Source organism: Myxococcales bacterium, from assembly GCA_016706225.1.
Taxonomy (GTDB): Bacteria; Myxococcota_A; Polyangia; order Polyangiales; family Polyangiaceae; genus JADJKB01.
Window position 1 is genome coordinate 887,399 of the sequence record JADJKB010000022.1, and the last position, 13,383, is coordinate 900,781.

At 67.5% G+C, this 13,383-nt stretch carries 14 protein-coding genes; 8 read left to right on the forward strand and 6 right to left on the reverse strand.

The window, feature by feature from the left end; genetic code table 11:
• Positions 1 to 36: 36 nt before the first annotated feature.
• The 4 genes from IPI67_34885 to IPI67_34900 are packed head-to-tail and all read left to right on the forward strand — an operon-like array spanning position 37 to position 3,342.
• On the forward strand, positions 37 to 660 hold the full coding sequence (locus tag IPI67_34885) for a hypothetical protein (protein MBK7585364.1): 624 nt from the start codon (positions 37 to 39) through the stop codon (positions 658 to 660).
• On the forward strand, positions 645 to 2,168 hold the full coding sequence (locus IPI67_34890; protein ID MBK7585365.1) for an FAD-binding protein: 1,524 nt from the start codon (positions 645 to 647) through the stop codon (positions 2,166 to 2,168). The genes IPI67_34885 and IPI67_34890 overlap by 16 nt, the downstream gene beginning before the upstream one ends.
• Complete coding sequence (locus IPI67_34895; GenBank protein MBK7585366.1) at positions 2,165 to 2,899, forward strand: 4Fe-4S dicluster domain-containing protein; 735 nt, start codon at positions 2,165 to 2,167, stop codon at positions 2,897 to 2,899. The genes IPI67_34890 and IPI67_34895 overlap by 4 nt, the downstream gene beginning before the upstream one ends.
• Before the next feature lie 8 nt (positions 2,900 to 2,907).
• Positions 2,908 to 3,342 (forward strand): hypothetical protein, encoded by a 435-nt coding sequence (locus IPI67_34900; protein MBK7585367.1) that lies wholly within the window; start codon positions 2,908 to 2,910, stop codon positions 3,340 to 3,342.
• Positions 3,343 to 3,354: 12 nt separating this feature from the next.
• On the opposite strand, the gene IPI67_34905 is transcribed toward IPI67_34900, so the two are convergent.
• Positions 3,355 to 4,749 carry a hypothetical protein gene (locus IPI67_34905; protein MBK7585368.1) on the reverse strand — a complete coding sequence of 465 codons (1,395 nt, stop codon included), beginning with the start codon at positions 4,747 to 4,749 and terminating at the stop codon, positions 3,355 to 3,357.
• 164 nt (positions 4,750 to 4,913) lie between these two features.
• On the opposite strand from IPI67_34905, the gene IPI67_34910 reads away from it, so the two are divergent.
• Positions 4,914 to 5,234, forward strand: a complete 321-nt coding sequence (locus IPI67_34910; protein MBK7585369.1) for a hypothetical protein — start codon at positions 4,914 to 4,916, stop codon at positions 5,232 to 5,234.
• A 58-nt stretch (positions 5,235 to 5,292) separates the two neighbouring features.
• Here IPI67_34910 and IPI67_34915 read toward each other — a convergent pair whose 3' ends face one another.
• Entirely contained in the window at positions 5,293 to 6,921 is a 1,629-nt protein-coding gene (locus IPI67_34915; GenBank protein MBK7585370.1) for a hypothetical protein, read from the reverse strand.
• A 69-nt stretch (positions 6,922 to 6,990) separates the two neighbouring features.
• Between IPI67_34915 and IPI67_34920 the strand changes: the two genes are divergently transcribed.
• Both IPI67_34920 and IPI67_34925 read left to right on the forward strand, forming a co-directional pair.
• Positions 6,991 to 8,046 carry a DUF1624 domain-containing protein gene (locus IPI67_34920; protein ID MBK7585371.1) on the forward strand — a complete coding sequence of 352 codons (1,056 nt, stop codon included), beginning with the start codon at positions 6,991 to 6,993 and terminating at the stop codon, positions 8,044 to 8,046.
• Between the two features lie 56 nt (positions 8,047 to 8,102).
• Positions 8,103 to 8,621 (forward strand): hypothetical protein, encoded by a 519-nt coding sequence (locus tag IPI67_34925; GenBank protein MBK7585372.1) that lies wholly within the window; start codon positions 8,103 to 8,105, stop codon positions 8,619 to 8,621.
• A 6-nt stretch (positions 8,622 to 8,627) separates the two neighbouring features.
• Here IPI67_34925 and IPI67_34930 read toward each other — a convergent pair whose 3' ends face one another.
• Positions 8,628 to 9,467 (reverse strand): hypothetical protein, encoded by an 840-nt coding sequence (locus IPI67_34930; protein ID MBK7585373.1) that lies wholly within the window; start codon positions 9,465 to 9,467, stop codon positions 8,628 to 8,630.
• A 42-nt stretch (positions 9,468 to 9,509) separates the two neighbouring features.
• Positions 9,510 to 10,109, reverse strand: a complete 600-nt coding sequence (locus IPI67_34935; protein MBK7585374.1) for a hypothetical protein — start codon at positions 10,107 to 10,109, stop codon at positions 9,510 to 9,512.
• A 189-nt stretch (positions 10,110 to 10,298) separates the two neighbouring features.
• Between IPI67_34935 and IPI67_34940 the strand changes: the two genes are divergently transcribed.
• Positions 10,299 to 11,105: a hypothetical protein gene (locus tag IPI67_34940; protein MBK7585375.1), complete on the forward strand. Its 807-nt coding sequence runs from the start codon at positions 10,299 to 10,301 to the stop codon at positions 11,103 to 11,105.
• A 3-nt stretch (positions 11,106 to 11,108) separates the two neighbouring features.
• On the opposite strand, the gene IPI67_34945 is transcribed toward IPI67_34940, so the two are convergent.
• On the reverse strand, positions 11,109 to 12,080 hold the full coding sequence (locus tag IPI67_34945) for a hypothetical protein (protein ID MBK7585376.1): 972 nt from the start codon (positions 12,078 to 12,080) through the stop codon (positions 11,109 to 11,111).
• Positions 12,064 to 13,377, reverse strand: a complete 1,314-nt coding sequence (locus IPI67_34950; GenBank protein MBK7585377.1) for a protein kinase — start codon at positions 13,375 to 13,377, stop codon at positions 12,064 to 12,066. The genes IPI67_34945 and IPI67_34950 overlap by 17 nt, the downstream gene beginning before the upstream one ends.
• Positions 13,378 to 13,383 lie beyond the last annotated feature (6 nt).

Below are 13,383 nucleotides of genomic sequence, written 5' to 3' on the forward strand. Positions count from 1 at the left end.
GAAACGAATCGGCGAAATTTCGCGCTGCGACGCTGGATGAGTTTGACCGGCGTCGTGCCACTCGGGGTGTTCGTGCTCGCGCACCTTGCGGCGATGACCGAGGCGCTCCGCGGTTCCGCCTCCTTCGCCGGCGCGCTGTCGCACCAGACTCGGTTTCGGTTGGGCGCCGAGGCGCTGCTGCTCGGAGTGCCGCTGTTATTCCATGCGGCGGTCGGCCTGGCCCTCGCGCGCCAGTCCCGCGCGAACGTCGGTACCTACCCCTACTCGGGGAACCTCGCGTGGGTCTTGCAGCGAGTGAGCGGGGTCGTCGTTCTGTTGTTCGTGCTCGCACACCTGTGGGAGACCCGCGTGCGGGTGCTCGTAGGCCTCGGCAGCAGCGCGGACCTGCAGACCGAGCTCTACGCCAGCCTGTCGAGCACTGGGTTCCTCGGCATTCCCTTCGTCGCGGTCGGTTACCTCGTGGGTGTCGCCGCGACCGTGTATCACCTGGCCAACGGCGTCGTCGGTTTCGCCGCGAGCTTCGGGCTCGTGGCGTCGACCCGGAGCCTCGAGCGCGTGGCACGCATCTCCGCGCTGGTTGGCGCCCTCGTCTTTCTGGTCAGCGCAGCCACCGTGATCCAGATCGCAACGGGCAGCATTTCGCCATGGGGCGCGCAGTGAGCGCCAGCACCCAGCTTCCGACGCTCGTCGTCGGCGAGGGCATTGCCGGGCAAACCACGGCCCTGGAGCTGGCGCGCCTGGGTGTTCCCGTGTTGCTGCTGGCTCGAGCGCCCGCTGAAGACGCCGAGAGCAGCGCGCGGCATGACGGGATCGACGCGGCGCTCGGCGAAGACGACGACCCCGCCCGGCACCTGGAAGACTTGCTCGACATCACAGGCGCCGAGTCGCGGCCGTTTCTCGAGTCGATGACCAGCGATGCACCGGAGCTCGTGAGCTGGCTGCTCTCCCTGGACGTGCCCTTCGAGCGCACGCGCCAAGACGAGCTGGCGTTCGAGCAGCTCGCCGGCTCGAGTCGCGCGCGCAGTCTGCACGCGGGCTGCCTCACGGCTCGCCACGTCAGCCGCCGACTCTCTCAACTTCTGCTCGGCTACGAGGCGCGCGGAAAGTTCGAGCGTCACACGGCGTGTGGAGTCGTGGATCTCTTGCTCGACGCCGAGGGGCGCGCGGTTGGAGTGCTGGTCCGATCTTTCGCCACGGGTGAGGTGTCCGCGCTTCGAGCGCACGGGGTCTGCCTGTGCAGCGGCGGACACGCCGGGCTGTTCGTTGCCGACACACTCTCTCCACCATCGCTCGGCGCAGTCACGGGCGTGGCGCTCGGACACGGCGCGCGGTTGCTGTCCCCCGAGCGAGTGAGCTGGCACCCTCACGCCTATCGCGCGGGCGGCTTCGTCAGGAAGCTGCCCCGGCGCCTCGAGAGTCTGGGCGCGAAGGTCGACGCGGGACTCCTGGATCTCACCGCCATCGATCGCGCGCCGCTCCGGATCGCGGCTGGACCCGCGCTCGAGAGCTACAGTCGCGTGACCGGCTCGGATGCCTATTCGGAGCCGATCGTGGTGTCGCGCACACCGGATCGGACGCTAGGGGGTCTGTTCATCGGCCACGATACGGACCCGGAGTCACCGCTCTGCCACAACACTACCATTCCGGGGCTGTACGCCGCGGGAGGGATCACGGGCGCGTATTTCGGGCAGGCAACCACGCCGGGCACGCCGCTCTTGGCCGCGCTGCACGGGGGCAAACGCGCGGCTCGGGCCGTGGCGCGTTTCCGCGACAAAACCGCCGCCGCGACCGGCGACACCGAGCGCTTGGCCCGTGACGCAGAAAAGCAGGCGTTGCTGCGGACCGAGCGTCTGCTCGAACGAAAGAGCAAGAGTGACGATACACCCGCAAAGGTCGCGCACGAGCTGCGGCAGGCGATGGCCCAGCACCTGGCCGCGACCCTCGCAACGGCGGAGCTAAGACACAAACTCGACGAGCTCGAGGGGCGCCTCGAGGAAGTCGGCCTGGGTGACGATGCCTACGTGGCCAACCAGGCTCTCGCCGCCTTCGACGAGCTGTCGCCCGCGCTCGCACTCGCGCGGGCCATCGCTGTCGTCATCGAAGCCGACACGAGCAACGACGCTGTCGCCGGCGCGGCAGCATCGGAACCAGCTCCGGAGGCGCCATGAGCGAAAAGCTGGTGCTGCGTATCTTGCGTCAGGACTCGCCCGCTGAGCTCGAGACCCGTCGCTTCGAAGAGTTCGAGGTCGAGGGCGCAGCCGGGGACAGCATCGCGACGGCGCTGCACACGATCGCCAAGCACCCCGTTACCCGCGAAGGCAAACCCGTGGCGCCGATCGCGTTCGAGTCCAACTGCCGCGCCGATGGCTGCAGCGCCTGTACGATGCTGGTCAACGGACACGTGCGACCCGCGTGTCGCACGCCGCTCCACGAGGCCCGCCCCAAGCGCGGGAGCATCGTGCTCGAGCCGCTGAGCAAGTTCCCGGTCGTGCGCGATCTGATCGTCGACAAGGCTCGACTCCGCACCGCCCGGCTGAAGCTCGGCGCCTGGCTGGACGCGGAAGCGGAAGGCCCGCTCCCGGTCCCGCGAGCCTTGGCTGGGTTCGATCGCTGCACGGAGTGTGGAGCCTGCGTCGAGGCCTGTCCCGAGACGTCGAATGCAGCCTTCGTCGGCGCGGCCGCGCTCAACGAAGTGAGTTTCCTGAACCGGACCGGCGCCGGCGCGGCGCGGGGCGCGGCTCGCCTCGCGGCCGCAATGGCAGCAGGCGGCGTCGCGAGCTGCGGAAAAGCTCGTGTTTGCGTCGAGGTCTGCCCGGAGCGCATGCCGCTCTTCGACTCGATCCTGGACCTGGAACACAACACCACTCGACTCTGGCTCCGGACCCTATTACGCCGCTGACGTCAACCATGCCTCGCTGCTACCTGCTCGCGGTGTCGAGCGGCTCGTCCCTCGATCAACACTCGAACAACGTCACGCTGTTCAACTTGGTCGAGCAGCTCAACATTCCGCCGAATGCACCCCCGCCCCCAGGTGGGTTCCTGCCGCTGGAGCTACACGCGTACTTCGACATCGCCCCGACGGAGATGTCGCAGACCTTTCAGGTGCGCATCGCGATGGTTGGCGAGTCCGGTCTCGAGACCTACACGGAGCCCTTCGACTTCAAGTCCGCGACTCCCCGCTTTCGAACTCGATCACTCGGGTTACCCATCCCGAGTGTGAACGGCATGTATCAAGTGCGAGTCGACGTTCGTCGTGAAGGCACCGGGGAGTGGCGACGAGACAGCGCGGCGTGGCCCATCGCGCTGGTCGAACACACACCACGTCCCACCGTCACACACTGACGGCGACGTACATCAGGGTGCGCCACCGTCGCCGAAGAAGAACGGCTGGCACCCGTTGGGCGTCACGATTCCGCAAGGTCCGTTCGGTGTCATGCAGCAGGGTTTGACCGGTCCAGGGCTAGGACATGCGGCTGGGTTGCACGTCCCCGCGCCGCCGCTGCCGCCAGCCCCGGCCACACCGCCAGCGCCGCCAGAGCCGCCGCACTTACCGCAGCCGAGGGAGGTGACCTCGCTCACACAGATGCCGTCCCAGTTGTTGTTGCAGCAGAAGGGATCTTGCGGGCAGACACACTTGTAGACGCTCGGATCACCACAGCCGGCCCATTGCTGAGTCGTGCAGCAATCGCCGGTGAACGCGCCGCCAGCGCCGGTTCCGCCGAAGCCCGCGACGCCACCAAAACCGCCGCCGCCGAAGCCGCCGCCACCGCCGGCGCCACCAAAACCGCCGCCGCACTTGGTTGGTGGCGGTCCGCCGGTCTGCCAGGTCTCGACGCAACCCAGATCGATGATGCCGAACCAGGTGCCGCAGATGCCGCTCGGTTTGCAGCAACCCGGCAGCGATTGGCCCTGCGGTGTCGGCTGCGACGGACAGGTGGGATCGATCTTGCCGGGCTGATTCTTCTGCACACAAGCCGCCGGGAGCGGCACGAATTGTGAGATGGGCGTGGTGTCGAGCCCGCACACGAACGGCCCGAACGACGGGCAGCAGCCTTGAAGCACGATGGGAGTGTTCGGAACTTGTTTGGGCGGACACGGCACGGGGCCGCAGTTCGGAACGCCACCCGAGCCACCGAACGGCATGCCACCAAAACCGCCACCGCCTGGGGGTGCGCCACCGGAGCCACCACCGCCGAAGGGCATGCCGCCGAAACCGCCACCGCCGAAGCCGCCGGTCCCGCCGCAGAATCCGCAGCCGAGCGAGTCGACCTCACTGGCGCACAAGCTGTCCCATTGATTCGAGCAGCAGTACCCGTCCTGCGCGCACACACATTTGGCAACATCGGGTGACGAACAACCGGGGAACGGGTGTTCGAAACAACAATCACCCGATGTGCCACCGGTGCCACCGAAACCACCGCCGCCGAAGCCACCGCCGCCGAAGGGTGTGCCGCCGAAACCCCCTGGGGGCGCGCCGCCAAATCCACCACCGCCTGGGGGTGCACCACCGAAGCCGCCGCCACCGAACGGAGTGCCGCCAAATCCGCCGCCACCGAAGGGCGTGCCGCCAAAGCCGCCACCGCCGAAAGGTGTGCCGCCGAAGCCGGCTGCACCCAGGCCTCCGCTAGCGGACACGCCGCCGGTACCGCCGGTGCCATCGAGACGAAGCTCATCACCCGTGCGCGCACCGCAGCCCGCGAGCCAATATCCGCCCAGCGAGAGCAGCAGCGCGGCTTTCCCGATCCGCATGCCGAAATCATGCGCCGAACCGGCCAATGCGTCCACTTCGCGGGAATCGACGCGACCGCAGCATTTTCCGCCCTGGCTGGTACGCCGCTGGGGTGGTCCGAACTGACGTGCAATTCGTATCCATGGGACTAGACTCCCCGCACACACGCCGGGGACGTGGGGACATGAGCCAGCCAGAGCACGAGCAAGAACCGAGCAGTGACAGCTCGGTTTCGCGCAAACGAAGTGGCACTCGCCGCATCGATGGCCCAGCCGCGTCCGAGCCAGTCGTCGTGCCGCCGGCGCCAAAGCTCCCCAGCTTGGGCTGGGTGCCGGGCTCCGAGCAAGACCACATCCCCACGCAACCCGAACACGACGCTCCGTCGAATCACGGCGAGACCGTGCCGGCGCCCCAGCGCCAATCCACCCTCGACGTCGTGATGCCGGACGACGACGACGACGACGATCGCGACACGATCCCGTCGCCACCCCCGCCGCGAGACTGAGCGGGTTCGCGCCGCGCTCGTTGCGTGCCCAGCGCGCTTCGCCGCTCGATCAGCCGCGTCAGTTACAGTTCTTCGCGCCCGCCACCGCGCAGCGATTCGCGCGCACCTTGGTGTAGACCGGATACGGCGTGCCATCCGGCTTGGCCCAGGCAAACTTGTCCCAGGCCGAGTCGCGCAAGATGAACGGGGTCACACCGATGATGTTCGGGTGGGTGGTCCAGACGTTCTTCACTGCCTGCACGCTGAAGTCGGCGACCTGATCGCGGCTCCAGTTCTGGCCGTCGCCGCTGATGGTCCACCCGGTCTCGGTGATCACGACTGACATGCTGTTCTTGCCGATCGCCGCCAGCTCCTTCTCGAAATATTTGAGGCCGGTCATGGCCTCGGAGTAGGCCACGAAGAATCCCCAACCCTCACCTTTGGCCGGGTACGAGTGCGCGGCGAACGCGTCGATCTTGTTGAACACGCCGGGCACCGCCTGGTTCATGAGAGTCAAGAACGTGGCCGAGAGTGTGCCGGCCGCGAAGTTGCTGGTCCCACACTGACACCACGCCACACCACCGGGAGCGAGGGCGCCATTCAAGACTTTGATCCGGGGATCACCGATCGAGTGGAGCGCATCCGCGACGTCGCTCAGCATGTGGGCGTACTCGCTGGCGATGGTCTTGTCGGAGAGTGTCCCCGCCGAGGCGTCGCATTGCCACTCGTCACATAGGTTCGGCTCGTTGTGGATCTGAACGTAGAGCGGCCAGTTGGCGCGCAACGGCAGGTCCTGGATCACGGCTTTGTAGGCTTGTGCCAGCTTCTTGTAGGCCGTCGGACTCTCACCCATGTTGCGCACACGACGATCTCCCCACGGCGGAGCCATCCGGATCACCGGGATCAAGTCCTTGGCGTACGCTTGCTGGATGCTGCTCTTCCAGCTCGGGTCGGCGCTGGTCCTGCTTGGCGTGATGTCAGCGAAGATCACCAGATACCAGCCGCCAGGTCCCGCCAGCTTCGCGGTCAGATCCGCGTCCGTCGCGTCGCCTGGGTTCACGAGTCCCATGCCATAACGGTTCGCGGGAGGCGGACCGCTGGTCGTGCCGCCGGTACCGCCGCCACTGGGAGCGCCGCCACCACCGGGTGCGCCCCCGCCACCGCTCGACGTCCCGCCGCTGCCTCCGCTCGTGACCGAGTGGATCTGGCACGTCGCGACCGTGGTGCCCGCGTTGCCGTTCTTGTCTTTCTTGAACGTCAGGTCCAGGACGCCGGCACCGTGACCGCTCACGGTCCACGTCCACTTCCAAGGCTTCGAGCCGTTGACACCCACCCACGCGCTCGACGGAGCTCCGGGTCCCGAGACCTCGAGGTCGACGTAGGCGTAGGGTGTGTTGTCCGCCAGCGTGACGTCGAAGGGCACACCCACCGTCGCCGGTTCGTTGACGCTGAAGCGCGAGTCGCAGGGGAGCGGGGTCAACCCGCCGCTGCCGCCGTCACCACCACTGCCGCCGCTGGGGCCGCCGCTCGCACCGCCGCCGCTCACCCAGCCGCCGCCTCCGGACACGCCGGTCCCGCCGCTGCCGCCCTTGCCGCCCCCGCCGCTCGCGCTGCCGCCGCTCCCCTCGTCACTGGGATCGGTGCCACACGCGAGCGCCAGGATCGACGCCAGCAAGATCGACGAGCGTGTCTTCAGCCGGCTTCCCATGTGCACCTCGGAAGGTCATTGTACCGCCGGAGCCCCGCGCGCGAAGAGATGCCGAGCGAGAGCAGCCATTTGGCGGCAAGTTCCGCCACAAACCGCAGCGAGCCGGGGCTCGATCTCTACCGCGCGCTCGTGGTGTTGATGATGTTCGTCGTACATGCGCACCGCCTGCAGAGCGGGCCTGGGAGTGGCCAGCTCGAGCGCAGCCTCGCGTTTTTCATGTGGGCCGAGCCGTACATCGCCGCGTCGTTCTTGTTCATCGCTGGTGTGGCCCTGGTGCTGGCGCACCAGAAGCTGGGGGCGGGCTTGCTGCGGAAGGTCGCCGGGCGCGCCGTGGGTCTGTACGTGCTCGCGAGCGTGCTGTTCGTGCCGCAGTTCGGCGTCGAGTTTCCTGACCTGCTCGTGTCACCGGGGATCTTGTCGGCGATCGCCATCGCCGTGTTCGTATGCGCGGCAGCGCTCGTCAGCCGTGCTCCGAGAGCAAGTCTCGCGGCAATCACCTGCGTCGTGCTCGGCACCACCGCCTGGCTCGACTGGAGTGGCGCGACCGTCCCTGGGCTCAACGCTGGCCCCGGGGGTGCGATTCCGCTGATCGCTTTCACCGGCATGGGCGCGCTCTTCGCGCTGAGCCGCGCGCGCAACGGGTCACGCACGCCAGGCATTGCTTTCGCGATTTCCGTCGTGCTGTTCGTCGTCGTGATTGCGAGCGGCGCGCGCTGGACCACGGAGCGGAGCTCCTTTTACGGCGTGCACGACGGCTTGCTCGCGCTCGACTCCCTCGGCGCGGCGGGTCCAAAGCGCGCGGTCTCGTTCTGGAACCACTCCGCGCTCGGCGCGCTTGGACTGTGCCTGCCGCTCGGCGCCTCGTTGCTCGGCCTCTTGCGCATTGGCAGAGGGCTGGCGCAAACGCGGCCTCTCTACCCGCTGCTTGCGCTGGGACGCCACGCGCTGCTCGCCTACATCGCACACCTCGGAGTGCTCGGGGTCGTCGAGCTGAGCGGCGCCGCGCCCGCTACTTCCACCGGAACTTGGGGCCTGGTCGCCCTGCTCTCGGCTGGCGCGCTGGCGGGGTCCGTGGCACTCGACGGATTCCAGCGGGCACGGCGCGCGCGCGCACGGCAGGCTTAGCGGGCGCACACAAATTTCGGGCGCCAAAGCACCGCGCCGGATACTCTTCACGAGCCATGCGAGCCTGGATGCTACTGCTGGGGGTCTGGGTCACTGCCTGTACGTCCACCACGGAAAATCCAGACAACGGCAGCGGCGGCGCGAGCTCGGGCGGGGGTTCCACTTCGACTGGCGGCAGCGGCGCCGCGGCGGGTGGGCTCAGCGCGGGCGCGGGCGGTAGCGGGGGCGTGAGCGGCAGCGGGGGTGTGAGCGGCAGCGGGGGCACCGCAACGACCGGCGGAACCGGTGGCACCACCTCGACCGGGGGCATGGGCGGGTCGGGCGCGGGCGGTACGGGAGGCGTCGCCGCAATGGGAGGCACTGGCGCAATGGGAGGCACTTCGGCGACAGGAGGCACTTCGGCGACGGGAGGCACCGGCGGAGCCTGCGTGGAGCCCACGCAGCCAACCGCACCCTGTAACCAGGCTCCGATCGTCACCAGCAGCTGCAGCAATCCGCCCGACGCTTGCTGCTTCTTGAAGCAGGCTTACCTGTGCAAGTGCGACGGTAAGTGGGCGCTCGGCTCGAGCTGCTGATTCCGCTCAGAACAGCTTCAGCATTCCGCGATACACGATCAGCGGATACACGGGCAGTCCGTAGGGGTGGAGCCCGTAGTTCTTGTCGTTGAACTTGAACACTGCCTGCACCAGCAGGAGGTCCGCGTTGCCGCCACGCGCCCGAATCAGGCCGGGCCGAGTGCCGAACACCAGCCCGTAGTGCAGCTCGGTCTCGCGGTTGTGGGTTCCGTCGTCCCGCGTCCGCGGCACGTTCATGACGCGACCGTAGGGCCCGATGGCGCCAAAATCGCGGTGCCGATAGAACAGCGTGGCCTCGCTCTTCACCATCCTGCCGCCGTCGTGCATGTTGGCGTGGAACCAGTCGAACGAGTTGTCCCGCACGTCCTCCCAGCGCATCGTGGTGGTGCTGAGCAAGAACAGAGAATCCAGTGGGATGACCACACGAAGGCGCGCCTCGCCGTAGGCAAAACCCTGCGAGTCGAAGTCGCCGTCTTTCTCTCGCTGCCGGCGCGCCTCGCGGCTCGCGTCTTCACCCGCCGCAAAGGTGTGGTTGCGATACACCTGCCGGTACCCGACGCTGCCGCCGAGAGTGAACAGGAACAACCGCGCGTCCAGGTTCAGGCTGCCATCCGCGTAGGGGTAGCTGGCGATCCCGGAGAGGCGGGTCGTCAGCATGCTCATGCCCTCCTCGAGGTGCGCCCGGTTCTCGATGCTCTGCTGAGCGCCGACGTTGTACACGTCGGACATCGAGTAAGTGCCCGCAGGCGGAGCATCCAAGAAGTAGTCCCGTGGCAGCTCGGCTCGTGCAGAGAGCGCAGCCAGCATGGAACATGACCCAATCGCAGCGACGATTCCCCAACGCATGAAGATCGCAGCGTACGCCGCCTCGTCAACGGAAGGAAAGGATCAATCCCGCGCTCGCTGCACGATCCGCAAAATCACCGGCCAGCGCCCGTTCGACGCTGTGAGCTTCGGCTCGTGTTCGTAGCCCACCGCCTCGAGCCGCTCGGCCGATATGCCGCGTTTGCGCCAGAGATATTGGAAGAGCGCGTCCGCGCGCCGCTGGGCCTCGGCGAGCGCGGCGCGGCGTTGGTCGGGCCGCGGCCCCACCGCTCGGCCGACATACACCTCGATCCGCACGAGCAGAATTTCCGGATGTGCGTCGAGCAAATCGGTCAGTGCCGCGAGCGCACTCCGGGTCGGCTCCTCGGGCAACGCGCGCGCGGGGTGCAGCTCGATGCTGTCCCGCACCAGAAACCGCGTGCCGTCGCAGCTGACGCGGACCCGTTCGGCGCCGAGCTCGTCGGAGCAGGGCAAGCCAGCGTCCGGTGGCCCGACGACCGCATCCACTGCGGTAGCAGCCGCGGCGGGGCGAGCCTCCACGCCGCTGCCCGAGTCGCCCAACACAGGCGCCTCGGTCTCCGGCGCAGCAGCGCCTCCGACTCCGCCCATCGGTGTCGAACACGCTTGCGCGACCACCCCGAAGAGCATCCAGCGCAGCCGCATCACCGCGTTTCCCTTGTACGACTCGAGACCGTGACACCCGCTCGGCACGTCGCCCGGGCCGCCGCTCCCGCCCGAAGCGTCGAAAAGGCGCGAACCATGCGCAGAGCATATCCGCCCAGACCTGGCTCGGGATTTTCAATCTCGCCCGGTGAAGATCCGCGCTAGCTTCGGAGCCTCGGAGGTCGCGAGATGTCGAAGCGAAATTCATGGGTCCGGCGCATCACCACCTTGGCAGCGCTGTTGGCAGTGCTCCTGGTTTCGAGCTTGGCGCTGGCAGCCGGGCGTGTGCAGTGGAGCAAGACCACCGTGAAGGAGACGGAGTCGAAGTCCTGGAAGATCGAGGTCAAGATCTTCCTGAACAAGGCGCCGGACACGTCACTCATCCCGGTCAAGTTCGAGTTCTCACCGCTCTCCTACTTCGAGCGCGCAATGATGGATGGCGACAAGCTGGTCGAGCGGCGTGTTCCGCTGGTGGGCCGTCAGGACATCATCGAAGGCGTCGACATCGGTTTCATGGACCCCGGCACGGGCAAGATCGAGAAGGGAACGAACTTCAGCTTCAAGATCACGCGCGCCCACGGCATCGAGGCCGGTGAGTACAAGGTGACGGTTCGTGACGCCCGCAACGGTCAGATCATCGGCTCGCCCACGACGCTGAAGCTCGACGGTGAGAACGAAATCATCGATCGCCGCGCGATGGTCTTCGCCGATCCGAAGAGCAAAAAGAAGAAGGAAGAGGCCGGCGACAAGCAGGAAGACAAGAAGGAAGAGACCGGCGACAAGGAAGAGAAGACGGAAGAGGCCGCGGAGCCGAAGTCCGAAGACCCCGCCGACACTCCACCGCCCGACGACAAACCGGCCGGAGAGGTGAAGGAGAAACCAGGTGGCTGCGGCTGTCGCGTCGCGGACTCCCGGGGCAGCTCACCAGAAGCGCTGACCCTCGGTCTGCTGGGCCTCGCGCTGCTCGGCGCACGCCGCAACCGCGCACGTCGCTGAAGACTAAAAGCGACCGTGGGCGCCGATACCGGTCGGTCCGACCCACACGTCCAACGCCAGCTGATCCCCGGGTTCAGCTGGCGTGCTCTTTTTCGGGTTGAGCAGCCCATAAATGCCCACACCCGCCCCGACCCCGGCGACAAGGAAGGCCACCGTCGACACGCTGCCCAGCGTCCGCCCGGCATCGATGTCGTCGTGCGTCGAAGGCGGACATCGCTTGTCGACACAGTCGCCGTCGACCTTCGAGCCCTTCGACAGCGCCATCATTCCGGTCACGCCGCCGACGAGTACGCCCGCACCAGCAACACCAAAACCAACGTAGACCCAGGCGTTGGTCTCACTCCCGGACTTCGCAGCGGCGGGCTTGGGTTTGGCCTTCGGCGCGGCCAGCGCGGATAGATCGAAGCTCAGCTTGTGCTTCTCTCCCTCGCTCAAGCTCGCCTCGGTGCGCGTCTCGCGCTCCCCGAGCCGCGCGACGATCACGTGTATGCCAGGATTCAGGGCGAGCGGAGCCTCGTGGGCAGCCGCGGCGATTTCCACGTTGTCCACCATGATGCGCACGCCAGCCGGCGCGTGCACGAGCTCCACGGTGAGCTCGGGGATCTTCGGCTCGAGCTCTTTGGAGAGTGCCTTGGCCTCGCCGCGCGCCTTTGCAAACAACGGAGGCTCTCGGGGTGCGGGCGTGGACCTCGACACACCGAGCAACGTGTCTCGAGCCTCGACCAGCATGCCGGCCTCGATCTGGGCCTTGCCGAGCTCGACGCCGGTGATGGGCACACCCATGATGGCGTGCGCCGCCTTGAAATCTTCGAGCGCGGCCTTCAGCTCACCGGCCTTCTGTTTCACGCGCCCGGACTTGACGAGCTTGCGCGCAGTCTCTTTCTCTGCTGCGCTCGGCGCTGCCTCGACCCGCAGAGCACCAAGGCACAAACACGCCGCGACCAGCGCGCCTTCCCAGCTAGAAACCGACGTCATCGTCGTCCTTGGGCTTCGGCCGCGGCGCCACGGTTTTGTGCGGCGGGCGCAGTGCCGGTACCCGCGCTGCCGGAGCGCTCGAAGGCGTCGGCGCGCCCGAGGCGGTCGGTGCCGAGCTCTCCACGGCACGAGGCGTGGCCAATGCCCGGGAGCCTCGCGCTGTTTCGGCGAAGGTCCCGAGCGCAACCTGCAGCCGTGCCGGAGCCGGAGGGGATGCCGCGCCGAAACGGAACGAAACTCCGCCGACCACGACCAAGACCGCGACCGCAGCAATTGCGGATAGCGCGCGGCGGCGGGGTCCCGGCGCGGGCGGCGCGAGACTGCCCACGTGTGAGCGGCCATCGACCGTCGACCGCAACGTGCCCTCGGTGATGGGCTCCGCGGGGGTGATCGATACCGTCGGCAGACCGGCAGAAATTGGCCCCGAGCTCGCGGTGGGCGAGGAGATCGGGAGCTTCGGCATGCCGATCGCCAACCAGAAGGCTTCCGAAAGCTCCGCTGCGCTGCCAAAACGCTGACTGGGATCGCGCGCACACGCCCGCGCGAACCACGCATCCACTCCGGCGGGCAGGTCGGGAGCGAACGCCGAGGGCACGGGCACGTCACCGTGAACGACGGCGCCCAGGGTCTCCGGAATGGTCGGACGCTCGTACGGGTTTTTTCCGGTCAGCGCCTTCAGCGCCACCATCGCCAGCGACCACAGATCACTCTGGGCATCGACCGGCCTTCCCGACAGTTGCTCGGGGCTCATGAACGCGGGCGTGCCGACCAGGTGTCCGGTGGTGGTCAGGTTGTGATCGCCCTCGCGCGCAATCCCGAAGTCGAGCAGCTTCACGAACGGTTGGCTGCCTCCAACATCGCACAAGAAGATGTTGTTGGGTTTGATGTCGCGGTGGACGATGTTGCGGGAGTGCGCGCGCCCAAGCGCCAGGGAGATGTGCTCGAGGATGTGCGCGACCAGCGCCGGAGCCAGGACTCCGCGGCGGATCTCCTGGGCCAGGTCTCGACCCTCGAGCAACTCCATGACAATGAAGGGGTGTCCGCCTTCCATCACTCCGTGGTCGAACATCTGGACCACGTGGGGGCTCTTGACCTGCGACGCAGCCGAAGCCTCGCGAGCAAAACGCGCCTGGCTGGTTGGATCTTCGGCCAGGCGGTCGTGGAGGAATTTCACCACCACCTCGGTCTTGAGCGTGCTGTGATCCGCGATCCAGACCGAACCCATGCCGCCGGCGCTCAAGCGGCGCTTGAGGCGGATCGACGGAGTGACCTCCGTCCCCTCGGCGATCTCTGTCACCCGCCA

Coding starts and splice junctions, on each gene's coding strand:
- IPI67_34885 (MBK7585364.1), top strand. CDS start 37: ATGAGTTTGACCGGCGTCGTGCCACTCGGGGTGTTCGTGCTCGCGCAC.
- IPI67_34890 (MBK7585365.1), top strand. CDS start 645: ATGGGGCGCGCAGTGAGCGCCAGCACCCAGCTTCCGACGCTCGTCGTC.
- IPI67_34895 (MBK7585366.1), top strand. CDS start 2,165: ATGAGCGAAAAGCTGGTGCTGCGTATCTTGCGTCAGGACTCGCCCGCT.
- IPI67_34900 (MBK7585367.1), top strand. CDS start 2,908: ATGCCTCGCTGCTACCTGCTCGCGGTGTCGAGCGGCTCGTCCCTCGAT.
- IPI67_34905 (MBK7585368.1), bottom strand. CDS start 4,749: ATGCGGATCGGGAAAGCCGCGCTGCTGCTCTCGCTGGGCGGATATTGG.
- IPI67_34910 (MBK7585369.1), top strand. CDS start 4,914: ATGAGCCAGCCAGAGCACGAGCAAGAACCGAGCAGTGACAGCTCGGTT.
- IPI67_34915 (MBK7585370.1), bottom strand. CDS start 6,921: ATGGGAAGCCGGCTGAAGACACGCTCGTCGATCTTGCTGGCGTCGATC.
- IPI67_34925 (MBK7585372.1), top strand. CDS start 8,103: ATGCGAGCCTGGATGCTACTGCTGGGGGTCTGGGTCACTGCCTGTACG.
- IPI67_34930 (MBK7585373.1), bottom strand. CDS start 9,467: ATGCGTTGGGGAATCGTCGCTGCGATTGGGTCATGTTCCATGCTGGCT.
- IPI67_34935 (MBK7585374.1), bottom strand. CDS start 10,109: ATGCGGCTGCGCTGGATGCTCTTCGGGGTGGTCGCGCAAGCGTGTTCG.
- IPI67_34940 (MBK7585375.1), top strand. CDS start 10,299: ATGTCGAAGCGAAATTCATGGGTCCGGCGCATCACCACCTTGGCAGCG.
- IPI67_34945 (MBK7585376.1), bottom strand. CDS start 12,080: ATGACGTCGGTTTCTAGCTGGGAAGGCGCGCTGGTCGCGGCGTGTTTG.